This is a genomic window from Streptacidiphilus jeojiense (assembly GCF_000719095.1).
Taxonomy (GTDB): Bacteria; Actinomycetota; Actinomycetes; order Streptomycetales; family Streptomycetaceae; genus Streptacidiphilus; species Streptacidiphilus jeojiensis.
The window spans coordinates 141,234-163,883 of record NZ_JOEH01000011.1; the positions used below are offsets into that span (position 1 = coordinate 141,234).

A 22,650-nucleotide genomic window follows, 5' to 3' on the forward strand; every position below is an offset into this window, starting at 1 on the left:
CACGACGCCAGGATCAGCCGCGCCCGAGCGGATAGCGTAGGAACCGGGCCCTGGGACAACCTGCGGGCCGGGGCACATCCGACGACAGGGCGGAGCCGCGATGCCGACGACAACCGGACCGGAGAGCACCAGACGACCGGTGATCGTGACCGTGGACGACGACCCGTCGGTGTCCCGGGCGGTCGCCAGGGACCTGCGCCGTCGCTACGGCGAGGACCATCGCATCGTACGGGCCGAGTCGGGCCCCTCGGCGCTGGAGGCGCTGCGGGAGATGAAGCTGCGCGGCGAACCGGTCGCGGTGCTGCTGGCCGACCACCGGATGCCGGAGATGAACGGCATCGAGTTCCTGGAAGCGGCCATGGACATCTACCCCCAGGCCCGCCGGGTGCTGCTGACCGCCTACGCGGACACCGGCGCGGCCATCGACGCCATCAATGTGGTGGACCTCGACAACTACCTGCTCAAGCCCTGGGACCCGCCCGAGGAGAAGCTCTACCCGGTGCTGGACAGCCTGCTCAAGGCCTGGCAGGCCACTGACCCGCCCGAGGTGCACGAGATCAAGGTGGTCGGACACCGGTGGTCGGCCCGCTCCTCGGAGGTCCGCGAGTTCCTGGCCCGCAACCAGGTCCCCTACCGCTGGTACTCGGTCACCGAGGCCGAGGGCAGACACCTGCTGGCGGCCGCCGGTGAGGACGGCGAACGGCTGCCGGTGGTGATCACCCCGGACGGCGGCGCCCTGGTGGAGCCCAGCAACGAGGAGGTGGCCCAGCGGGTCGGCCTGTCCACCACGCCTGCCGCCGACTTCTACGACCTCATCGTCATCGGCGGCGGCCCGGCCGGCCTGGGCGCGGCCGTCTACGGCGCCTCCGAGGGCCTGCGCACCGTCCTGATCGAGCGCACCGCCACCGGCGGCCAGGCCGGGCAGAGCTCCCGGATCGAGAACTACCTGGGCTTCCCGGACGGGGTCTCCGGCGCCCAGTTGGCCGGCCGGGCCCGCCGCCAGGCCGTCAAGTTCGGCGCCGAGATCCTGACCGCCCGCGAGGTGACCGGCTTCGAGGTCTGCGGCTCGGCCCGCACGGTCCGCTTCGCGGACGGCAGCGTCATCGCCGCCCACACCGTCATCCTGGCCACCGGCGTCGCCTACCGGCAGCTGACCGCCCCCGGCATGGAGGAGCTGATCGGCTGCGGCATCTTCTACGGCTCCGCGCTGACCGAGACGGTCGGCTGCGCCGGCCAGGACGTCTACATCGTCGGCGGCGCCAACTCGGCCGGGCAGGCCGCGGTCTTCCTGTCCCGGGGCGCCAAGTCGGTGACCATGCTGGTGCGCGGCGACTCGCTGACCGCCTCCATGTCGCACTACCTGATCCAGCAGGTCGAGGCCGACCCGATGATCACGGTCCGCACCCACACCGAGGTCGTCGCCGCCCACGGCGAGGACCACCTCGAACGGCTGACCCTGCGCGACACCACGACCGGCGACACCGAGGAGGTCGACGCCCAGTGGCTGTTCGTCTTCATCGGTGCGGTGCCGATGACCGACTGGCTGGACGGGGTGGTGGTACGCGACGACCACGGCTTCATCCTGGCCGGACCCGACCTGGGCGAGGCCGGGCAGCGCGCCGGCGGCTGGCCGCTGGAGCGTCCGCCGCATCATCTGGAGACCAGCGTGCCCGGCGTGTTCGTGGCCGGCGACGTTCGCTCGGAGTCCGCGAAGCGGGTCGCCTCGGCGGTCGGCGAGGGCTCGATGGCGGTCATGTTCGTCCACCGTTACCTGGACAAGTTGTGACCGGCGGGACGGGCGGGGTCAGCGGGGTGAACTGTTCGCCGGAGGAGCTGCGCTCGCTGTTCCTGTTCGAGAAGCTGACCTTCGACCAGTTGGCCTGGCTGTGCCGGGTGGGCCGGGTCGAGACGTTCGAGCCCGGCCCGGTGTACGCCGAGGGCGAGCCGGCGACCTGCTTCTACGTCATGGTCGAGGGCACCGTGGTGCTCTCCCGCAGGGTCGGCCCCGACGACATCGAGGTCAACCGCAGCTCCAGCCCCGGTGTCTACTCCGGCGCCTTCCAGGCCTACCTGGGCGAGCAGGTGCCGCAGGTGTACGTGAACTCGATGCGGGTGGTCGTGCCCTCGCGGTTCTTCGTGCTGTCGGCCCACGACTTCGCCTCGCTGATGCACGACTGGTTCCCCATGGCCGAACACCTGCTGGAGGGCCTCTTCTTCGGCACCAAGACGCTGCAGCAGGCGGTCGGCCAGCGCGAGCGGCTGCTGGCGCTGGGCACCCTGTCGGCCGGGCTCACCCATGAGCTGAACAACCCAGCCGCGGCGGCGGTCCGCGCCACCGCGGCCCTGCGGGAGCGGGTCGCCCAGATGCGCGGCGCCCTCGGCGAGCTGGCCGCCAGCTCCGACAAGGGCGCGGCGCTGGACAAACTGGTGCACCTGCAGGACGACGCGGTGCGGGCCGCTGCCGGCCAGCCGGTGCTGGGCCCGCTGGAGGCCTCCGACCGCGAGGACACCCTCACCGACTGGCTGGACGACCACGACGTGGCCGAGAGCTGGGAGCTGGCCCCGGTACTGGTCCAGGCCGGCCTGGACACCGACTGGCTGGAGCAGGTCGAGGCGGCCGTCGGCGCCGAGTACCTGCCGAAGGCACTGAGCTGGCTGGTCCAGGGCGTGGAGACCGAACTGCTGCTGTCCGAGATCGAGACCGCGTCCTCGCGGATCTCCTCCCTGGTCGGCGCCGCCCGGCAGTACTCCCAGCTGGACCGCGCCCCCTACCAGCAGATCGACCTGCACGAGCTGCTGGAGAGCACCCTGGTCATCATGGGCGGCAAGATCGGCCCCGGCGTCACCGTGGTGCGCGACTACGACCGCTCGCTGCCCCGGGTCCCGGCCTTCGCCGCGGAGCTCAACCAGGTGTGGACCAACCTGATCGACAACGCCCTGTACGCCATGGCCGGGCACGGCACGCTGACCATCAGCACCCGGGTGGAGCACGACCAGGCGGTGGTCGGCTTCCGCGACACCGGCCCCGGGGTGCCCGCGGACATCCAGGGCCGGATCTTCGAGCCCTTCTTCACCAGCAAGCCGGTCGGCGAGGGCACCGGCCTCGGCCTCGACATCTCCTGGCGGATCGTCGTGCACCGCCACCACGGGGACCTTAGGGTCGAATCCGTACCGGGCGACACCCTGTTCCGGGTGGCGCTGCCGCTGACCGCACACGATCCCGACCAGGAAGAAGCTGCCACATGACCGACACTCCGGCGATCGACCCGACCGCGGCGCCCAGCGGTGCCGGCTGCGCAGAGTGCGACGCCGCCGGCGGATGGTGGTTCCACCTGCGCCGCTGCGCGCAGTGCGGCCACATCGGCTGCTGCGACAGCTCGCCCTCGCAGCACGCCAGCGCACACGCGGCCGCCGCCGGCCATCCGGTGATCACCAGCTTCGAACCGGGCGAGGACTGGTTCTGGAGCTACCCGGACGAGCAGTTCTACGAGAGCGGCCCGGCCCTGGCCACCCCCGACCACCACCCCCTCGACCAGCCCACCCCCGGCCCGGCCGGCCGGGTGCCGAGGGACTGGCAGCAGCACCTGCACCGGTAGGGATCCTGCACCGGTGGGGACCCTGCACCGGTAGGGACGGTCCCCGTCGGTGGGGCGAGCGGCGGAATACGGGAACCCCCACCCTCGTTGACATGGGCACAGCACGAGGAGAGGAACCGCCCATGAAGGTCCGCCAGTCGCTTCGCTCGCTGAAGGCCAAGCCGGGCGCGCAGGTAGTCCGCCGCCGCGGCCGCGTCTTCGTCATCAACCGCCGCGACCCCCGCTACAAGGCCCGCCAGGGCTGACCGGGAGCCGCGCGGGTCACTACTCCGGCCCACGACTCCCCCGCCCCACCGCCGCCGGTCCAGCCCCGACGTCCGTCCGGACGCCGGGGCTTCCTGCTGCCGTGATCTTCACACTGCCGCAACGACCCGGGGATACTCTGGCGCACCACGCCGGCCACCCGCTCCGACCGCTAGGACCCCGCGCCCCATGACCGAGAGCCGCCTCACCGTCGACGACCGACTGCCCGCCGACTACTTCACCCGCACCCTGCACCAGGACGTCCGCACCGGCCTGACCGCCGTACCGCGCACCCTTCCGGCGAAGTGGCTCTACGACAAGCGCGGCAGCGACCTCTTCGAACAGATCACCAGGCTCCCGGACTACTACCCGACCCGGGCCGAGCAGGAGATCCTGACCCAGCGGGCCGCAGAGATAGCCGCGATCACCCGCGCCACCACCCTGATCGAGCTGGGCTCCGGCTCCTCCCGCAAGACCCGACTGCTGCTGGACGCCCTGACCGCAGGCGGAGCCCTGCGGCGCTACGCACCCCTCGACGTCAGCGCCAGCGCGGTGAAGGAGGCGGGCCAGGCGATCTGCCGCGACTACCCCGGCCTCGACGTGACCGCCACGGTGGCCGACTACGACACCGGCCTGCCCGCCGCCACCGCCGCCGACCCCGCCGAGCCCGGTCCGCGCCTGCTGAGCTTCCTCGGCAGCACCATCGGCGCCTTCGACCCCGACGAACGGCGCTCCTTCTACCGCACCCTGGCCGGCACGCTGGGCAGCGACGACCACCTGCTCCTGGGCGCGGACCTGGTGAAGAGCCCGGACCTGCTGGTCCGGGCCTACGACGACACCACCGGCGTCAGCGCCGACTTCAACAGGAACGTGCTGCACGTCCTCAACCGCGAGCTCGGCGCCGACTTCGACCCCGACGCCTTCGACCACGTCGCCCTGTGGGAACCCGAACCGGAGCGCATGGAGATGCGCCTGCGGGCCCGCACCCCCCAGACCGTCACCATCCCGGCCCTCGACCTCTCCCTCGACCTCGCCGCGGGCGAGCACATCCGCACCCAACGGGCCCACAAGTTCCGCCGCGACGCCCTCACCACCGAACTCCAGGCCCACGGCCTCACCGTCCACCACTGGTGGACCGACCCAGCCACCCGCTTCGCCCTCCTCCTGGCGGCGCCCAACCAGTAGTTGTCCACTCGAACTCGAGCGGAGCCGGACGTGAGCGGTGCGGCGGCGATGGGCTGAGTGAATCACCCGTCCTGGTGGGTGAGCTGACCATCGGCGACGTACCAGCATCGGTGGTGTCGCATCAGCCGCCATGTCTCATCGGCACACAGTGCCTGTGCGGCCCAGGCGTCGAGTTGAGGCAGCGCCACGCGCCGCAGAATCTCACGGGTGGCAGCGCGTTCGGTCGGGCTGACCGGAAGGACGCGGACCTGGAGACCGATCATGGAGCTGGGCAACCCGGATCCACCGTAGTTGGAAGTCAGCTGCGGAACCCAGGCAATGCGCAGGACGAGGTCGTCATGGCTGAGATCGGTGTCGAACCACACCCTGCTGATCTGAGCCATGCGCGACTCCAGTGCATTACTGATGTCGGACGTGCTCAAGGGCCATGACAGATGACGCGGCAAGCGCCGGTTCCTAGCGGGCATGACCTGACAATGACAGCAGCTGGAACTTCAGCGTCACTTGTTTATTCATGACCTCGCCCGCACGCAGTAGCCACCGACACTCGATGAGGATCAGAAACGATCTCGCTGCCGTTCCTCACCGGAAGGGATGACCACGCTGATCGGATGTCAGGAGCAGGGAACAACGCCGCCCAGAGGGACATGGGCATGCCGTTCCCCCCACTGCTGCAGGTCGCCGCAGACCACTGACACAGCACGGCTCGTCAGGCAGCTCACACTCAGTGGGGGGGCGCAGCACGCAGGGGTGGACCAGGTAGGCGCCCAGCCAACCGTTCCGGTCGCCGTCCTTGAATGCCGTGGCACGGCCCACCAACTGGTTCTGCTCGGAGCGCAGTTCGAGGGCGAGGCTGGGGCTGTTCACCCGGGCGTCTGCGGTGGGCAGTTGCATCGGGACAGCCGCGCGCAGGTCCCAACGCCGGGAGGCGGTGGCCGATGCGGTGACCGGCAGGCCGTCCGCCAGCCGAACCTCCACCTGACGGTCCGCCAGGATCCGGATCCGCAACGGGATGCCCCCCTCCGCCGTGCCGATCTCCCCGGCCCAGTCGCCCTGCGCCAGCGCCATCGGACGGTTGGGGTCGGTGATCGGGTTGATCTGGTCTCTGTGGAAACCGGGCGCCAGAACGGCCATCAGATGGTCGACGACGGCGTCGCGGGCCGCCTTGTCGGTGGAGTTGGCCAGGACAGCGGCCGAGAGTTCGCGCTCGGGGATCTCGATCATCATCGCGGCGATGCCGCCCATGCCGCCGCCGTGGCTGCGGACCACCGGTCCGGCGCCGTGGGAGACGATCCTGCCGAAGCCATAACCGAGGTGCTCGTTGATCGGCACAGCGTCGTACATGGCCGCGACCGTGGCGGGTTGCAGAAGGCGGGAGGCGGCCTGGGCGAAGCGCGCGACATCGCCGGCGGTCGCCCAGCCCGCACCCGCCGCGGAGTGTCCGCTGTGGCAGGCGGCGTATGCACGACCGTCGGCGGAGTAGCGCTGCGCGACGGGCGACGTCCCGTCGTACACCGGACCGTACCCGAAGCTGCTCAGACCCAGCGGCTCGACGATCCGTTCGCGTAGGTAGGCGCCCAACTCCTGGCCTGTCGCGGTCTCCAGCAGCCTGCCCAGCTCGCGGTAACCGATGTTGGAGTACTCGAAATCCGTTCCAGGCTCGCGGAAGAGCGTGCGGTAGCGGTCGATGTCGATCGGCATGGGCCCGTCGCCGTAGTGGAAGTTGTAGAACGCCGGGAACCCACCACGGTGTTGGAGCAGCTGACGCGGCGTCGGCGCGGTCCACCGGTAGCTGCCGGGAATCGGCAGGTCGAGGTCCAACAGGCCCTCGTCGGCGGCCAGGCAGACGGCTGTGGCGGTGAACGCCTTGGTCACGGAGGCGAGCCCGTAGACCGTCTCCGGAGTGGCCGGCCGCCGGTTGGTCACATCCGCCTGCCCGTAGGCGCGGGCGAGCGTCAGCTCACCGCGCTCGACCACTGCGACGGAGACCGACGCACAACCATGCTCGGCCAGCACCTGCGTGCACAACTCGTCGAGCCCGTCCCATGCCCCCGTCACGCGGTCACCTCCCGATTGATCTGTTTCATCCGGTGACTACGTCCCAGGTAAGCAGGGCGCCGTCTGCCGAGGACCCCTCAAGTCGGGGACGGTAATGCAGGAATGTCACGGTGTGCTCAACAGCATCGGCCAGAGCGTCGAACAACTCGGCAAGGCTCGTGGCCCACAAGGTCGCGTCGATGTCGCCGGAGCCTACGCCGAGCTCGAAGACATGGCCGTAGGTCGGTCCTGGCCGGTGATCCACGAAGGCGACGCCGCCATCGAGGGGAAGGGCGAACGGCACCCACTGGTGCGGGTGCCCGTTGAGATAGTCCTGGTCCCAAGGAGAATCGGGTCCGTGCCACCCCATGTCGACCAGGATCCGGTGCATGTCGGTGATCTCGCCTGTGCCGATCAGGCGATGACTCAGCGGCAGAAAGGATCCGGGAACCGCCGACCGGTCGGTCCCGTTGTGCAGGCGCAGCAGCTCCTTCAGCTCGGGATGCAGTCGGAAGCCCAACTCCGCCTCCAGCTTCGCGATCTCCTGGGCGAACGCGATTCTGTGAAGCGTCTGATGACTCGCAGGCGCGTGCTCAGCGAGCCATGACGAAAAGCGGGTCCAGGATTGTTGGAGCCGGTCGGATCCGTGCGATGTCATGGCCCAGACCGTAGACGACCCCACTGACACCGCCCGAGAGCTCGGACGGCACGGACGTCAGAGCTGACCGCCCGAGGTGCCGGGGACTACCGGGTGGACCTGGATGCCGCCGCAGCCGGGGACGGCGAGGGCGAGGTGGGTGGAGCTGCGGGTGCCGGGCGGGGTGACCAGGATGGACGGGTAGCTGGGGCAGCTGGTGGCGTTGCCGCTGGGGACGTCGACGCCCTCGATCACCGCGGAGGCGAGCGCGCCCGGGGCGAGGACCACCGTGGTGGGGTGCGAGGTGGGGGTGGGCAGGCCGCCGATGAAGCCCCTGGGGACGCGGGTGGCCTGGACCTCCTGCCGTCCGGCCGAGTCGAGTCCGGCGACGCCCGGGTAGCCGTAGAGCGAGCAGGTCGAGCGGGAGGTGTTGCGGAAGAGCACTGCTCCGCCGATGTGTCCGGTGGCGCCGCCCCACTGGCCGGGGGTGACCTTGATCTGGCCGCCGGTGCAGGCGGGGACGCCTTGGGTGACGGTGGCGGGAGCGGTGGTGCCGACCGGGGCCGCTGCCGTGGTGGTCGTGGTTGCCGGTGAGGTGGATGCGGGCGCGCTGGAGGGTGCGGCCGCCGTCGTGCCGATGGACGGCGTGCCAGTGGCCGCGGCGGTGGCGGACGGCGCGGTAGCGGACGGGGTGGATCCGGACGGCGTGGAGCGGGGCGTCGGGGATCTGGTGCAGGCCGACGCGGCCAGGGCCACGCCGGCCGTGACGACCACGAGCAGGCGTGTCTGTGTTCTCATATCGAATGAGACGTGGATCACACCCATGGCGGTTCGCCTACTTCCGAGTCACTCCTGCCCCGTACACATCGGTGTGCTCGAAGTCCTGCAGGGTGGCCGGGCGCCCCTGCTGGAACCCGGTGCGGACGAAGTCGTCGCCGGTCACCGAGTTCAGCGCCCAGTTCACCAGGACCCGGGTCCGCGCGGTGACCGTGGGCAGCGCCATCACGTGGTAGCCGCGTGCCACCACCTGCGCCGGAAGGCCCGAGAGGCTGATGCCCAGCGGCCGGGAGACCGCGTCGGTGCCGCCCAGGTCGACCACCAGGCCCAGGTCCCGGTGGCGGTAGGGCTTCATCGCGGTGCCGCGCAGCTGCGCCTCCACGTTGACGGCCACGGCCTTGCCCTGGCGCTGGGAGTGCTGCGCGGTCGGCGGGGTGATCGCGTCACCGCCGACAGCGAGGTCCGGCACCGCGGCGGCGTCGCCCACCGCGAACACCCCGGGCGCGCCGGGGACCACCAGTTCGGGCGTGGTCGTCAGCCGCCCGCGGACGGTGCCCGCGTCCAGCGTGCCGACCAGCGGGCTGGCGACCACACCGGCCGTCCAGACCAGGGTCCGGGTGGGCAGCACCCGGCCGTCGGTCAGTGTCACCGAGTCGGCCGTGACCGCGCCGACCGAGGTGTTCAGGGAGAACTCGATGCCGCGCCGGCGCAGCGTGGCCATGGCATTGGCCCCGAGTCGGTCGCCCAGCTCCGGCAGCAGCTTGGGGGCGACGTCCACCAGGTGCCAGGACAGCAGTCCTGGGTCCAGCCGTGGGAAGCGCGCCGCCGCGGCGGCGGTGAGCCGCTGCAGGCAGGCTGCGGTCTCGGTGCCCGCGTAGCCGCCGCCGACCACCACGAAGCGCATCCGCGCCTCGCGTTCGGCCGGGTCGGTGGCGACCGCCGCTAGGTCGAGCTGCTCGATCACGTGGTCGCGCAGATAGGCGGCCTGGGCCAGCGTCTTCATGCCGAAGGCGTGCTCCTTCAGCCCCGGGATGTCGAAGGTGCGGGTGGTGCTGCCGGCCGCCAGGACCAGGTAGTCGTAGGACAGTTCGCGCAGGTCCCCGGTCCGGTTGCGGACGGTGACGGACCGGGCCGCGGTGTCCACGCCGATGGCGATGCCGGGCATCACCTCGGTCCGGCGCAGTCTGCGGCGCAGCGACACCGCGACGGACTGCGGGGTGAGCACCCCGGCGGCGACGTGCGGCAGCAGCGGCAGGTAGAGCTCGTAGTCGGTGGGGGTGACCAGGACGAGTTCGGCCTCCGCCGGCTTGAGCCGGTGTTCGAGCCGGTGCAGGCACTCCACCCCGGCAAACCCGCCGCCTATGACCAGGACTTTGGGACGTGACATGGGTTCCTCCCCCTCGGGATCGGTCCGGAGGTCCCAGTCTGGCGGCAGTACAGCGCGCCCGCGCGGCATGGCCGTTCGTCCGGTCACATGTCGTGAGGTCGCATGTCGCAGGATCGCGGAATCGCGGGGCGACGGAGCGACGCGGCGACGGGGCGACGGGGCGAAGGGCTGACAGGCAGCGGGGCCACGCGCCGGGTCGCGGTGGGCTCGCAGGTTCGGTTGGCATACTCAACGAACGACGGGGGTCAGTCATCGGGACGACGTTCAGAGAGGCATGGCGCAACCATGTACGACGCAGTGTTGGCGGAGACCGTCACCATCAACGGTGCCGACGGCCACGCGATCGAGGCCTACGCGGCCAGGCCGCTGCAGCCGGGTCCGCTCGGCGGGGTTGTGGTGCTCCACCACATGCCCGGGTTCGACCGGGGCAGCAAGGAGATCGTGCGGCGCTTCGCGGCCGAGGGGTACAACGCCGTCTGTCCCAACCTCTACACCCGGGAGGCCCCCGGAGCCGACCCCGACGACGCCGCGGCCACCGCCCGCTCGCTCGGCGGGGTGCCGGACGAGCGGCTGGTCGGGGACGTGGCCGGGGCTGCGGCCTACCTCCGCGGGCTGCCGAACAGCAACGGCAACGTCGGCGTGATCGGCTACTGCTCGGGCGGCCGTCAGGCGTTCCTGGCCGGGTGCAGCCTGGACCTGCAGGCCGCCGTGGACTGCTACGGGGCGTTCGTCATCGAGCCCACCCCGGAGGGCTTCCCGCTGCGCACCGGCCCGATCGGACACCTCTCCGAGCACCTGTCCTGCCCGCTGCTGGGGCTGTTCGGCGCCGAGGACCAGCACCCCTCCCCCGCCGCCACCCAGGAGTTGGAGGGATTGCTGCGCAAGTACGGCAAGGAGTACGAGTTCCACACCTTCGAGGACGCCGGGCACGCCTTCTTCGCCGTGGAGCGCCCCTCCTACCGTCCTGCGGCGGCGGTGGAGGGCTGGAAGCTGGTCCTGGACTTCTTCGGGCGCAACCTCGCCGGCGCCGGCTCCACCGCTGCCTGAACCCCCACCCACCGTACGCAGACAACGGAGACACCGGCATGTGCACCTATCTGACCGAACAGGTCGACATCACCGGCAGCGGCAAGGGCGCCGGCGGCTACTTCCCGCTGACCCGGGCCATGGTCTATGTCGACCACCCGCAGCACGCCCCCTACGAACACACCGTCAACGTCGACTTCCTCAACCCGGACCTGGGCCCCTCCGCGCGCGTCGCGGTGGAGCTGACCGAGGAGGGCGCGCTGGCGCTGATCGAGGCCCTGCGTGCGGCGCTGGCCTCGGCCCCGCCCGGTCTGGCCTCGATCAACGGAGGGCACCCGGTCCCGGCCGCCCAGGGGTAGGCCGGGCTGCGGTCGGCGTGCCGGGCTGCGGTTAGAGTGCGGGGTGGGCGCCCGCCCCGTCCACGCCCCCACCCCGCCCCCGTCCCGTCCCCGGAGTGACCGCACCGTGTCAGCAGCGTCAGGAACCGTTGACCCCGCCGAGCTGCGGGCCGACTGTGGCAGTTGCTTCGCGCTCTGCTGCGTCGTGCCCGCGTTCGCGCGTTCGGCGGATTTCGCGATCGACAAGGGTGCCGGCCGGGCCTGCCCCAACCTGAACGACGACTTCCGCTGCGGCATCCACACCCGGCTGCGGGAGCAGGGTTTCAAGGGCTGCACCGTCTACGACTGCTTCGGTGCGGGCCAGAGGGTCTCCCAGGTCACCTTCCTGGGGCGGGACTGGCGGCAGGACCCGGGGGCGGCCCGGCGGATGTTCGCGGTGTTCCCGGTCATGCGCGACCTGCACGAGCTGCTGCGGTACCTGGCGGAGGCGCTGTCCTGGCCGGCGGCCGCCCCCGTCCACGCCGAGCTGCGGGCCGCCTTCGCGGCGACCGAGCAGCTCACCCTGGGCGCAGCGGACACCCTGCCGGGGCTGGACGTGACCGCGATCCGAGGCAGCGTCAACCCGCTGCTGCTCCGGGCGAGTGAACTCGTGCGGGCCGCCGTGCCGGGGCGCGGGCGGGACCACCGTGGGGCGGACCTGATCGGGGCGAAGCTGAAGGGGGCCGGACTGCGCGGGGCCAATCTGCGCGGGGCGCTGCTGGTCGGGGCCGACCTGCGTGGCGCGGATCTACGGTCCGCCGATGTCATCGGTGCCGACTTCCGGGACGCGGACCTGCGCGGGGCGGATCTGACCGGGGCCCTGTTCCTGGTGCAGGCGCAGCTGGACGCGGCCAGAGGCGACGGCGCGACGGTCCTCCCGGCGACGATGCGGCGCCCGGCGCACTGGTGATCCTCGCGTCGGCGGGCGCGGCGGCAGTCGCACCCGGCAGCACCCCACGCCCGGCACCCCCCGCCCAGCACCCGGCACCCGGAATGGCGAAAGGCCCCGGCGGCCCCGGTCCGCGTGCTGCGGAACCGGGCCCGCCGGGGCCCGGGGCGCGGGAGCGCCCGATCGGCGTGGATCAGGCCGAGACCGCGGTGGCCTCGGCGAGCTGGGCCACGACCACGGGGAGCTGCTCGACGACCTCGGCGTCGTCCTGCGGGTGCAGCTCGGCGAAGCGCACCACGGAGCCGGGGATGGAGAGCTTGGCGTCGGCCAGCACGTTGGCGCCGGCGATGCCGAGCGCCTTGCGGGCCTCGTCCTGGGCCCAGACGCCGCCGAACTGGCCGTAGGCGGTGCCGACCACTGCGGTGGGCTTGCTGCTGAGGGCGCCGGCGCCGTAGGGGCGGGACAGCCAGTCGATGGCGTTCTTCAGCACGGCGGTGATGGTGCCGTTGTACTCGGGGGAGAAGAAGAGGAAGGCGTCGGCCTGGGCGGCGGCCTCGCGCAGCGCGGTGGCGGCGGCGGGGACCGAGCCCTCGACGTCGAGGTCCTCGTTGTAGAAGGGGACGTCGGCAAGACCCTCGAAGATGACGACCTCGACGCCCTCAGGGGCGTGCTTGACCGCGGCCTCGGCAAGCTGACGGTTGTGCGAACCGGCGCGGAGGCTGCCGACGAGGGCGAGTACGCGAACAGACATGACGTGCTCCTGAAGGTTGGGCAGGGCGTCCACCGGAAGTGGACTGTGGTCCGGTACAGTGGTAGCACGGAAACCGGACCTGAGTCCACTTTTCCTGGATCGGGTCTATCGTTAGGGGTATGACCGCGCAGCTCCCCCACCCCACCCAGCTCCCCGCCGAGATGCCGTCGCCCTGTTCCGCCGAGCCCCGCCGCAACGAGCTGCCCGTCCTGGGGCAGGCGCCGCGGGAGCGCGCCGATGCCGCCCGCAACCGGATCCGGCTGCTGGACGCGGCGACCCAGCTGGTGCGCGAGCACGGCGCCCAGAACGTGACCATGGAGGCCGTGGCCGACGCGGCCTGCGTGGGCAAGGGCACGCTGTTCCGGCGCTTCGGGGACCGCGAGGGTCTGATGCTGGCGCTGCTGGAGCACGCCGAGGAGGAGTACCAGCGCGGCTACCTGCTCGGCCCGCCGCCGCTGGGCCCGGGCGCCGAGCCGCTGGAGCGGCTGGACGCCTTCGGTGCGGCCACCATCCGCCATCTGCTCTGCAGCATGGACCTCTACCTGGCCGCGGACGCCTGCGCGAGCCGGCGCTACACCGTCCCCGGCGGCGTGCTGCGGGTCACCCATGTGGCGATGCTGCTGCGGCAGGCCGGCGCGGTGGGCGATGTCGAGCTGGTGGCCCAGACCCTGGCCGGCTATCTGGACCCGGCCCTGGTCAACCACCTGCGCACGCAGCGCGGCATGTCCCTGGAGCGACTGGAGGCCGGCTGGCGGGAGCTGGTGGCCCGGGCGGTGGCGCCGCTGAGCCCGTCCTGATGAGCGCGTCCTAATGAGCGCTGTGGCCGGATGACGGCAGGGCCGGGTCGGGGCGCTCGGCGCCGCGACCCGGCCCTGCCGGTGGGGGTTGTTCAGTGACGGTGCGTCAGCCGGTGAAGGCGGTCAGGCCGTTCGGGGTGCCCAGGCCGGTCGGGCCGTCGTAGCCGGTCTCCGCGGTGCACAGGTAGGCCGGGGAGCAGCTGGTGGTGCTGCCGGTGGTCACGTCGTTCAGCGACGAGGTGTGGGCGTAGAGGTCGGCCGCCGGGTAGCTGGCGCTCGGGGTGCCCGCGTCGGCGAACACCGCGGCGATCAGCGGCGAGGCGACGCTGGTGCCGCCGTAGACCACCCAGCCGGAGGCGCCGTAGGTCTCGTACACCGCGACACCGGTGGCCGGGTCGGCGACCGCCGAGACGTCGGCGACGGTGCGCTTGGAGCAGCCGGTGTCGGTCTGCCAGGTCGGCTTGGCGTCGTACTTGGAGCAGCCGGAGCCGGCGCCCTCGGTGCTGCTGGTGGACCACACGCTCTCGGTCCAGCCGCGGGAGTTGGAGGCCGTCTTCAGCGAGGTGCCGCCGACCGCGGTGACGTACTTGGACGCCGCCGGGTACTCGACGCCGTAGCCCGAGTCGCCGGAGCTGACGGTGATGGCCACGCCCGGGTGGTTGAAGTAGCTGCTGTCGTAGGAGGTGTCGGAGCTGGACTCCGAGCCGCCGTAGCTGTTGGAGACGAACTTGGCGCCCAGCGCCACCGCCTCGTTGACGGACTTGCCGAGGTTGGCCATCGACGAGCTGCTCGCCTCGACCAGGATGATCTTGGCATTGGGGGCGATCGCCGAGACCATGTCCAGGTCCAGCGAGATCTCGCCGGCCCAGCCGGAGTTGTTGGCGGGCAGCGAGGTGGTGCTGCCGGTCTGGCTGACCTGCTTGAAGCAGCCGCTGGCCACGGTGCAGGCCGGCAGTCCGTACTGGGAGCGGTAGACGGCCATGTCGGAGGCGGCGTTGGGGTCGTTGTAGGCGTCGACGATGGCGACGGTCTGGCCCGCGCCCCCGTTGGCCGGCAGGTTGTAGGCGCTCAACAGGCTGCTGGGGCCGAAGCCGGAGGGGGTGGCGTCGGGGGTGATGCCGAGCGCGTTGACGTGCTCGGTGGTGCTGGTGACCCGGAGGGCGTTACAGGCCATCTGACCCGCGGTGTGGATCACGGCGCAGGATCGCACCCAACTGGTGTGGGACGACTGCGCGGTGGCGGCTCCGGCGGGGGCGGCGCCGAGCAGGCCGGCCACGGCGAGGGCCGTCGAGCCGAGCAGCGGGAGCGCGACGCGCCGGGAGGAGCGGGAGTTCGGGATGGTACGCAACGTACTGCCTCCAGAGATGGGGGTGTGCCCGGGGGCGTGCGGGAGAGCTTGCCTCCCCGGTCCGGGGTGGCAACTGCGAGTACGTTAGGTGAGGTGTCCGTGCTCAGACAAGACCTAGCGGGCTCTCAACTTCCTGACAACTACTTCGGAAACATCACCGAAACACCAGGGCGCAGGACGGCCGATCCGCCGTCAACTCGAAGGCAGCACAAAGCGTTCAGCGGGGGAACTCAAGATCCCCCAGAAAATTCTGATCGCTTGCACACTTTCTCTTCAGTTCCTGCACGTGCCTATCGCATATGCGAAAGGATAGGCAGAGTACACGTCAATTTTCCCAGGAGACCGCCGTGGGCCGTCACGCACCAGACCCCCTACCCAGCCCGAGTGCCACCCGCACTCATCTGCGCGTGCTTTCCATCCTGCTGGCCAAACACGCGGCCGATCTTCCGGACGCCACCCTGAGCGACAGTTCCCGCCAGGACGCGGTCCGACTACTGGCCTGGGCGACCTCGGCGGCGGCGCTGGCCGCGGCCGCGCTGGTGGAGAACGATCCGGCCCAGGCCGTCAGGTACCGGATCCAGGTCCGGGACACCCTCGCCGAGGCACACGCCCTGGCCTGGTATCCCGGGACGTAGCCCGCACGGCACACCGGCTGCCAGGACATAGGTCCCGTCAGGAGCCGACATTGGCCCGTGGTGCGCTTACCGGGAGCAAGCGCACCTTAGAGGTATAGACCAATGTCGAACGGCATCCCTGAGGTGATCTGCAATGACTGAGTCAGCACCGGCCGCACCCGCCCCCACCGGGTCGGCCCCCTCCGCGCCGGCCCCCTCCGAGCCGGCCCTGGCCGTCGACGCACTGGTCGGCGCCGCGCAGAAGGCCCTGACCGAGTACGGCGCATTCACCCAGGAACAGGTCGACCACATCGTCAGGAAGGCGTCGCTGGCCGCACTCTCCCAGCACACCCGGCTGGCCCAGATGGCGGTCGAGGAGACCGGGCGCGGGGTGTTCGAGGACAAGGCCGTCAAGAACATCTTCGCCTGCGAACACGTCACCCACTCCATGGCGGACATGAAGACCGTCGGCGTGGTGCGCCGCGACGAGATCGACGGGATCGTGGAGATCGCCGAACCCGTCGGCGTGGTCGCCGGGGTCACCCCGGTCACCAACCCCACCTCCACCACCATCTTCAAGGCGCTGATCGCCCTGAAGACCCGCAACCCGATCGTCTTCGGCTTCCACCCCTCCGCGCAGGACTGCTCGGCCGAGGCCGCCCGGGTGGTGCGCGACGCGGCCGTGGCCGCCGGCGCCCCCGAGCACTGCATCCAGTGGATCGAGCGGCCCTCGATGGAGGCCACCGCCGCGCTGATGAACCACGACGGCGTCGCCACGATCCTGGCCACCGGCGGCAACGCCATGGTCAAGGCCGCCTACTCGTGCGGCAAGCCCGCCCTGGGCGTGGGCGCGGGCAACGTCCCCGCCTACGTCGAGAAGAGCGCCGACCTCAAGCGCGCGGTCAACGACATCGTGCTGTCCAAGTCCTTCGACAACGGCATGATCTGCGCCTCCGAGCAGGCGGTGATCCTGGACGACGAGGTCTACGACGCCGCGCTCGGCGAGTTCCGCAAGCTCAAGGCGTATGTCGCCGACGCCGCCGAGAAGGCGCTGCTGGAGTCGTACATCTTCGGCGTCGGCAACGGCACCGCCTGCTCCGGCGCCCGGCTGAACCCCGCCGTGGTGGGCATGGCGCCGGCCAGGATCGCCGAGGCGGCCGGCTTCAGCGTGCCCGAGGACACCTCGGTCATCCTGGCCGAGGCCGACTTCGTGGGCGAGGGCGAGCCGCTGACCCGGGAGAAGCTGTGCCCGGTGCTGGCCGTGCTGCGCTCCTCCGACCGCGCCGAGGGGTTGAGGCTGGCCGAGCGGATGGTGGAGTTCCACGGCCTGGGCCACAGCGCCGCCGTGCACACCGAGGACGCCGCCTTCGCCGAGGAGTTCGGGCACGCGGTCAAGGCCTGCCGGGTGATCTGGAACGCCCCCAGCTCCCAGGGCGGCATCGGCGACGTCTACAACGCCTTCATGCCCTCGCTGACCCTGGGCTGCGGCTCCTACGGCCACAACTCGGTGTCCGGAAACGTCACCGCGCTGAATCTGGTGAACATCAAGCGGATCGGCCGGCGCAACACCAATATGCAGTGGTTCAAGATCCCGCCCAAGGTCTTTTTCGAGCGCAACTCGATCAAATACCTGGCCGATATGCGCGGCGTGCGCCGAGCGGTGATCGTCACCGACTCGACGATGCGTCAGATCGGGAATCTGGCACGGGTTCAGGAGATGCTGGCCCGCCGCCGCGAACCGGTGGAGGTGCAGGTGGTCGACTTCGTCGAGCCCAACCCCAGCATCGAGACGGTCGAGCGCGGCGCGGAGCTGATGCGGGCCTTCCGCCCGGACACCATCATCGCCCTCGGCGGCGGCTCGCCGATGGACGCGGCCAAGGTGATGTGGCTGATGTACGAGCACCCGGAGACGGTGTTCGCGGACCTCAAGGAGAAGTTCTTCGACATCCGCAAGCGTGCCTTCACCTTCCCCGACCTGGGCGAGAAGGCCAAGCTGGTGTGCATCCCCACCACCTCCGGCACCGGCAGCGAGGTCACCCCCTTCGCGGTGATCACCGACACCGCCACCGGCCAGAAGTACCCGCTCGCCGACTACGCGCTGACCCCCAGCGTGGCCATCTGCGACCCGGCGCTGACCACCGAGATGCCCAGGGCGGTCACCGCCGACTCCGGCTTCGACGCGCTGACCCACTCCATCGAGACCTATGTGTCGGTCTACGCCAACGACTTCACCGACGGCCTGGCGCTGCAGTCGATCCGGCTGGTCTTCGAGAACCTGGAGCGCGCGGTCACCGACGGCGCCAACGACCCGGTGGCCAGGGAGAAGATGCACAACGCCGGGACCATCGCCGGCATGGCCTTCGGCTCGGCCTTCCTGGGCCTGGTCCACGCCATGGCGCACACCCTGGGCGCCACCTTCCACGTCGCCCACGGACGCACCAACGCGCTGTTGCTGCCGCATGTGATCCGCTACAACGGCTCGGCGCCCGGCAAGGTCACCTCCTGGCCCAAGTACCAGAGCTACGCGGCCCCCGAGCGGTTCCAGCAGATCGCGACGGTGCTCGGGCTGCCAGCCGCCACCCCGGAGCAGGGCGTGGAGTCGCTGGCCACCGCGGTCGAGGAGCTGCGCGAGCGGGTCGGCATCCCGCGCTCCTTCGCCGAGGCCGGGGTGGACGAGGCGGCCTTCACCGCGGCGCTGCCGCAGCAGGCGATGAACGCCTACGAGGACCAGTGCGCACCCGCCAACCCGCGGATGCCGATGCTGGCCGACATGCAGCAGCTGATGCGCCAGGCCTACTACGGCACCAGGGCCTGACCGGAGACAGGACGAAGGTCCCCGATCCTGGGGACCTTGTCTTCTCCCCCAGGCTTGTGAACAGATTCACAATTGAGGTACCGGGACGAAGGAGCAGCAACATGACCACCGCAAGCACCGTGTCGACTCCCCTGGACGCCGCCTGGAAGGGGTTCCGGGGCGGACTGTGGCGCGACAGCGTCGACGTCCGTGACTTCATCCAGCAGAACTACACCCCCTACCAGGGCGACGCGGCCTTCCTGGCCGGCCCCACCGAGCGGACCAGCTCGGTCTGGAAGAAGATCACCGACCTGTTCCCCGAGGAGCGCCGCAAGGGCGTGCTGGACGTGGACGCCGCCACCCCGTCCACCATCACCGCACACGCCCCCGGCTGGATCGACCGGGACCGCGAGCTGGTGGTCGGGCTGCAGACGGACGCCCCGCTGAAGCGCGCGATCATGCCCAACGGCGGCTGGCGGATGGTGGCCGGCGCCCTGGAGACCTACGGCTACCCGGTCGACCCGCAGCTGGAGCGGGTCTTCACCGAGTACCGCAAGACCCACAACGCCGGCGTGTTCGACGCCTACACCCCTGAGATCCGGGCCGCCCGCAAGGCCGGCATCGTCACCGGCCTGCCGGACGCCTACGGCCGCGGCCGGATCATCGGCGACTACCGCCGGGTTGCCCTGTACGGCGTGGACCGGCTGGTCGAGGCCAAGCGGGCGGAGAAGGAGGAGCTCAACGCCCTGCCCGCGGGCGGCCGTTCGATCGAGGAGACGATCCGGCTGCGTGAGGAACTGGCCGAGCAGATCCGCGCCCTGGGCGAGCTCAAGCAGATGGCCGCCGCCTACGGCCACGACATCTCCGGCCCGGCCGGCAACGGCCGCGAGGCGGTGCAGTGGCTCTACTTCGGATACCTGGCCGCGGTCAAGGAGCAGAACGGCGCCGCCATGTCGCTCGGCCGCACCTCCACCTTCCTCGACGTCTACCTGCAACGCGACATCGAGGCGGGCGAGCTGACGGAGGCTCAGGCCCAGGAGATCATCGACGACTTCATCATCAAGCTGCGCATCGTCCGCTTCCTGCGCACCCCCGACTACGACGAGCTGTTCTCCGGCGACCCGACCTGGGTGACCGAGTCCATCGGCGGCATCGGCGAAGACGGCCGCCCGCTGGTCACCCGCACCTCCTTCCGCTACCTGCAGACCCTCTACAACCTGGGCCCGGCCCCCGAGCCCAACATGACCGTGCTGTGGTCGCCGGCCCTGCCGCAGGGCTTCAAGGAGTTCTGCGCCCAGGTCTCCATCGACACCTCCAGCGTCCAGTACGAGTCGGACGAGCTGCTGCGCCCGCGCTTCGGCGACGACACCGCCATCGCCTGCTGCGTCTCGGCGATGCCGGTCGGCAAGCAGATGCAGTTCTTCGGCGCCCGGGTGAACCTGGCCAAGACCCTGCTCTACGCCATCAACGGCGGCCGCGACGAGAAGTCCGGCGCCCAGGTCGGCCCGGCCGGCGGGGCCCTGACCGGGACCGGTCCGCTGGACTACGACGAGGTGATGGCCGCCTACGACACCCAGCTGGAGTGGCTGGCCGAGGTCTACGTCCACGCGCTGAACGTCATCCACTACATGCACGACAAGTACGCCTACGAGCGCCTGGAGATGGCGCTGCACGACCGGGACGTCAAGCGCACCCTGGCCTGCGGTATCGCCGGGCTCTCGGTGGCCGCCGACTCGCTGTCCGCGATCCGGTACGCCCAGGTCACCCCGGTCCGCGACGACAGCGGCCTGGTGACCGACTACCTGGTCGAGGGCGACTACCCGGCCTACGGCAACAACGACGACCGGGCCGACGCCATCGCGGTGTGGCTGGTCGAGGAGTTCATGCGCAAGGTGCGCAGGCACCCGGCCTACCGCGACGCCGAGCACACCCAGTCAGTGCTGACCATCACCTCCAACGTGGTCTACGGCAAGAAGACCGGCAACACCCCCGACGGCCGCCGCGCCGGCGAGCCCTTCTCCCCCGGCGCCAACCCGATGAACGGCCGCGACACCCACGGCTACGTCGCCTCGGCCCTGTCGGTGGCCAAACTGCCCTACTCCGAGGCCGAGGACGGCATCTCGCTGACCAACACGGTCACCCCGGACGGCCTGGGCCGCACCCCCGAGGAGCGGATCCGCAACCTGGCCGGCGTGCTGGACGGCTACACCGCGGCCGACGGCTTCCACATGAACGTCAACGTGCTGAACCGGGCGACCCTGCTGGACGCCATGGAGCACCCCGAGGAGTACCCGCAGCTGACCATCCGGGTCAGCGGATACGCCGTCAACTTCGTCCGACTGACCCGCGAGCAGCAGCTGGACGTGCTCAACCGCACCTTCCACGGCGAGATCTGAGGTCCCGTCATGACCACCCACACCCTCCTGCCCCCTGTACCGGCCGTCGCCTCACCAGCGGCGACGGCGGCCGGGGCCGCCACCAGGCGGTCGGTGACCGGCTCCGTCCACTCCTGGGACCTTTCCACCGGAGTGGACGGACCGGGCACCCGGTTCGTCACCTTCCTGTCCGGCTGCCCGCTGGACTGCCTGTACTGCCACAACCCCGACACCAAGAGGATGCGCAACGGCCGGCGCAGCTCCGCCGAGGAGATCGTCGCCGAGGCCGCCAAGTACCGCGACTTCATCCGCGCGGCCGGCGGCGGCGCCACCCTCAGCGGCGGCGAACCACTGCTGCAGCCGGTCATGGCCGGCGAACTGCTGCACCGCTGGAAGCACGAGCTGGGCCTGCACACCGCGCTGGACACCAGCGGCTTCCTGGGCAGCCGGGCCACCGGCTCGCTGCTGAACGACACCGACCTGGTGCTGCTGGACATCAAGTCCTGGGACCGCGACCTCTACCGCCGGGTGACCGGCCGGCCGCTGCAGCCCACCCTGGACTTCGCCCGCCGCCTGGCCGACCTGGGCAAGGAGGTCTGGGTCCGCTTCGTCCTGGTCCCCGGCCTGACCGACCCCGAGGACAACGTCGCCGGCGTCGCCGCGTTCACCGCCTCGCTCGGCAACGTCTCCCGCGTCGACGTACTGCCCTTCCACAAGCTCGGCGCCGCCAAGTACGAGGCCCTGGGCCAGCGCTTCCCGCTGACCGACACCCCCTCCCCCACCCCGGCCCAGGTCGCCGCGGCCCGCGCGATCTTCGCCGCGGAGGGCCTCAGCGCCGTCTGACGTCGTCCCACATGGCTGCGCCGGTCATCGCGTCGAAGTCGTCGACGACCAGCACGCAGCGCAGTTCGCCCGACTGCGCGACCGGTGCAAGCGCGGGGGCGCCGCCTTCGCCCGGGTGGCCCACCCGGGATGCAGACCCGGGCGGACTCAGCAGCATGGAACAGGAGTCCCGCGACCGTCACGGGCCGCGAGGAGCGTGAGCGCAATGGGTCGGGCGTTCGGGCAGATGCCGGCCACCTGGGCAACTGGAAGGCGTGGATGGTCGACCACAACGCAGCCATCATGATCGTCCTGCTCACCGTGCCGGGCGCCGACCACATCGGCGACGCCGCCGCGCCGGCCTGACACCCATGAACCCAGGAGTCCCCCATGTCCTCCGCCGCCTCCGGACCGAGCTGGAATCCTCCTTCCCAGGACGAGACGCACCAGACCCCGCTCCGGCCCGGGGGCCGGCGCCGCAGCCCCTTGGCTGCGGGCGCAGCGGTCTTCGCCGCTGTCCTGATGCTCTGCAACGGCACCATCAGCATCCTGCAGGGCATCACCGGCATCGCCAAGGACGACCTGTTCGTCGCCACCCCCCGCTATGTCTACCGCTTCGACCTCACCACCTGGGGCTGGCTGCATCTGGCCCTGGGCGTGCTGCTGGTGGCCGTCGGCGCCGGTGTCCTGGCAGGGCAGGGCTGGGCCCGCTGGAGCGGAGTCTTCCTGGCCGCAGTGAGCCTGGTCCTGCAGTTCATGTTCCTGCCCTACTACCCGCTGTGGTCCCTGGCGGTCATCGCCGTGGACGTGTTCATCATCTGGGGCCTGGCCAGCATCCGGAGCAGCGACGAGCTGTGACACTACGTCAGTCGCTGCGCCTGATGGGCCCGACTCCCCCGCCGGCGGCGCCCGTGGCCGGCGCACCGGCACACCCCCGACCACACCCGTCTCCCGGCCCGTTCTCCCTGCGGCGAGACGGCGCGGCGCTCCGAAGG

At 70.9% G+C, this 22,650-nt stretch carries 22 protein-coding genes; 14 read left to right on the forward strand and 8 right to left on the reverse strand.

The genetic code is table 11. The features are described from left to right. The first annotated feature begins 100 nt into the window (after nucleotides 1-100). The 5 genes from IF29_RS0116770 (at nucleotide 101) to egtD (ending at nucleotide 5,024) form a co-directional block, all read left to right on the forward strand. Complete coding sequence (locus tag IF29_RS0116770) at nucleotides 101-1,786, forward strand: NAD(P)/FAD-dependent oxidoreductase (RefSeq protein WP_030255185.1); 1,686 nt, start codon at nucleotides 101-103, stop codon at nucleotides 1,784-1,786. A 26-nt stretch (nucleotides 1,787-1,812) separates the two neighbouring features. Beyond that, complete coding sequence (locus IF29_RS0116775; protein WP_030255188.1) at nucleotides 1,813-3,246, forward strand: ATP-binding protein; 1,434 nt, start codon at nucleotides 1,813-1,815, stop codon at nucleotides 3,244-3,246. Then, a complete protein-coding gene (locus IF29_RS0116780; protein ID WP_030255191.1) occupies nucleotides 3,243-3,596 on the forward strand; it encodes a UBP-type zinc finger domain-containing protein in 354 nt (117 codons plus the stop codon). Before IF29_RS0116775 ends, IF29_RS0116780 begins: the two co-directional genes overlap by 4 nt. A gap of 122 nt (nucleotides 3,597-3,718) precedes the next feature. Continuing rightward, complete coding sequence (ykgO, locus tag IF29_RS0116785; protein ID WP_030255193.1) at nucleotides 3,719-3,841, forward strand: type B 50S ribosomal protein L36; 123 nt, start codon at nucleotides 3,719-3,721, stop codon at nucleotides 3,839-3,841. 187 nt (nucleotides 3,842-4,028) lie between these two features. Further along, the gene (gene egtD / locus IF29_RS0116790) at nucleotides 4,029-5,024 is read left to right on the forward strand and encodes an L-histidine N(alpha)-methyltransferase (RefSeq protein ID WP_030255195.1); all 996 of its coding nucleotides are present in this window, start codon (nucleotides 4,029-4,031) and stop codon (nucleotides 5,022-5,024) included. 62 nt (nucleotides 5,025-5,086) lie between these two features. Here the strand turns inward: egtD and IF29_RS0116795 are convergent, their stop codons facing one another. From IF29_RS0116795 to IF29_RS0116815, 5 genes are all read right to left on the reverse strand, one after another. Next, nucleotides 5,087-5,407, reverse strand: a complete 321-nt coding sequence (locus IF29_RS0116795) for a hypothetical protein (protein ID WP_051725407.1) — start codon at nucleotides 5,405-5,407, stop codon at nucleotides 5,087-5,089. Between the two features lie 199 nt (nucleotides 5,408-5,606). Beyond that, nucleotides 5,607-7,082: a serine hydrolase domain-containing protein gene (locus tag IF29_RS0116800; protein ID WP_063757519.1), complete on the reverse strand. Its 1,476-nt coding sequence runs from the start codon at nucleotides 7,080-7,082 to the stop codon at nucleotides 5,607-5,609. A 25-nt stretch (nucleotides 7,083-7,107) separates the two neighbouring features. Next, the gene (locus IF29_RS0116805; RefSeq protein ID WP_051725408.1) at nucleotides 7,108-7,719 is read right to left on the reverse strand and encodes an SMI1/KNR4 family protein; all 612 of its coding nucleotides are present in this window, start codon (nucleotides 7,717-7,719) and stop codon (nucleotides 7,108-7,110) included. Between the two features lie 57 nt (nucleotides 7,720-7,776). Further along, the gene (locus IF29_RS44960) at nucleotides 7,777-8,496 is read right to left on the reverse strand and encodes a DUF4232 domain-containing protein (RefSeq protein WP_157623782.1); all 720 of its coding nucleotides are present in this window, start codon (nucleotides 8,494-8,496) and stop codon (nucleotides 7,777-7,779) included. A 37-nt stretch (nucleotides 8,497-8,533) separates the two neighbouring features. After that, the gene (locus IF29_RS0116815; RefSeq protein WP_030255208.1) at nucleotides 8,534-9,862 is read right to left on the reverse strand and encodes an NAD(P)/FAD-dependent oxidoreductase; all 1,329 of its coding nucleotides are present in this window, start codon (nucleotides 9,860-9,862) and stop codon (nucleotides 8,534-8,536) included. 285 nt (nucleotides 9,863-10,147) lie between these two features. Between IF29_RS0116815 and IF29_RS0116820 the strand changes: the two genes are divergently transcribed. From IF29_RS0116820 to IF29_RS0116830, 3 genes are all read left to right on the forward strand, one after another. Next, nucleotides 10,148-10,909: a dienelactone hydrolase family protein gene (locus IF29_RS0116820; RefSeq protein ID WP_030255211.1), complete on the forward strand. Its 762-nt coding sequence runs from the start codon at nucleotides 10,148-10,150 to the stop codon at nucleotides 10,907-10,909. A gap of 38 nt (nucleotides 10,910-10,947) precedes the next feature. Next, a complete protein-coding gene (locus IF29_RS0116825; protein ID WP_030255214.1) occupies nucleotides 10,948-11,247 on the forward strand; it encodes a DUF6295 family protein in 300 nt (99 codons plus the stop codon). Nucleotides 11,248-11,353: 106 nt separating this feature from the next. Continuing rightward, on the forward strand, nucleotides 11,354-12,175 hold the full coding sequence (locus IF29_RS0116830; protein ID WP_030255217.1) for a pentapeptide repeat-containing protein: 822 nt from the start codon (nucleotides 11,354-11,356) through the stop codon (nucleotides 12,173-12,175). A 172-nt stretch (nucleotides 12,176-12,347) separates the two neighbouring features. Here the strand turns inward: IF29_RS0116830 and IF29_RS0116835 are convergent, their stop codons facing one another. Continuing rightward, a complete protein-coding gene (locus IF29_RS0116835; protein ID WP_030255220.1) occupies nucleotides 12,348-12,905 on the reverse strand; it encodes an NAD(P)H-dependent oxidoreductase in 558 nt (185 codons plus the stop codon). A gap of 119 nt (nucleotides 12,906-13,024) precedes the next feature. On the opposite strand from IF29_RS0116835, the gene IF29_RS0116840 reads away from it, so the two are divergent. Then, nucleotides 13,025-13,702: a TetR/AcrR family transcriptional regulator gene (locus tag IF29_RS0116840; RefSeq protein ID WP_030255222.1), complete on the forward strand. Its 678-nt coding sequence runs from the start codon at nucleotides 13,025-13,027 to the stop codon at nucleotides 13,700-13,702. A 106-nt stretch (nucleotides 13,703-13,808) separates the two neighbouring features. Here IF29_RS0116840 and IF29_RS0116845 read toward each other — a convergent pair whose 3' ends face one another. After that, a complete protein-coding gene (locus IF29_RS0116845; protein ID WP_030255225.1) occupies nucleotides 13,809-15,050 on the reverse strand; it encodes a S53 family peptidase in 1,242 nt (413 codons plus the stop codon). Nucleotides 15,051-15,457: 407 nt separating this feature from the next. On the opposite strand from IF29_RS0116845, the gene IF29_RS0116850 reads away from it, so the two are divergent. The 4 genes from IF29_RS0116850 (at nucleotide 15,458) to pflA (ending at nucleotide 21,676) form a co-directional block, all read left to right on the forward strand. Then, the gene (locus IF29_RS0116850) at nucleotides 15,458-15,685 is read left to right on the forward strand and encodes a hypothetical protein (RefSeq protein WP_030255227.1); all 228 of its coding nucleotides are present in this window, start codon (nucleotides 15,458-15,460) and stop codon (nucleotides 15,683-15,685) included. Nucleotides 15,686-15,818: 133 nt separating this feature from the next. Then, entirely contained in the window at nucleotides 15,819-18,479 is a 2,661-nt protein-coding gene (adhE, locus tag IF29_RS0116855; protein WP_051725410.1) for a bifunctional acetaldehyde-CoA/alcohol dehydrogenase, read from the forward strand. Nucleotides 18,480-18,580: 101 nt separating this feature from the next. Next, on the forward strand, nucleotides 18,581-20,854 hold the full coding sequence (gene pflB / locus IF29_RS0116860; protein WP_051725411.1) for a formate C-acetyltransferase: 2,274 nt from the start codon (nucleotides 18,581-18,583) through the stop codon (nucleotides 20,852-20,854). A 9-nt stretch (nucleotides 20,855-20,863) separates the two neighbouring features. Further along, nucleotides 20,864-21,676, forward strand: a complete 813-nt coding sequence (gene pflA, locus IF29_RS0116865; RefSeq protein WP_030255234.1) for a pyruvate formate-lyase-activating protein — start codon at nucleotides 20,864-20,866, stop codon at nucleotides 21,674-21,676. On the opposite strand, the gene IF29_RS46055 is transcribed toward pflA, so the two are convergent. Continuing rightward, the gene (locus IF29_RS46055) at nucleotides 21,663-21,833 is read right to left on the reverse strand and encodes a hypothetical protein (RefSeq protein ID WP_157623783.1); all 171 of its coding nucleotides are present in this window, start codon (nucleotides 21,831-21,833) and stop codon (nucleotides 21,663-21,665) included. The genes pflA and IF29_RS46055 overlap by 14 nt on opposite strands. A gap of 212 nt (nucleotides 21,834-22,045) precedes the next feature. Here IF29_RS46055 and IF29_RS0116880 point away from each other — a divergent pair, with 212 nt between their 5' ends. Next, the gene (locus IF29_RS0116880) at nucleotides 22,046-22,513 is read left to right on the forward strand and encodes a DUF7144 family membrane protein (protein ID WP_030255237.1); all 468 of its coding nucleotides are present in this window, start codon (nucleotides 22,046-22,048) and stop codon (nucleotides 22,511-22,513) included. Nucleotides 22,514-22,650: the final 137 nt, after the last annotated feature.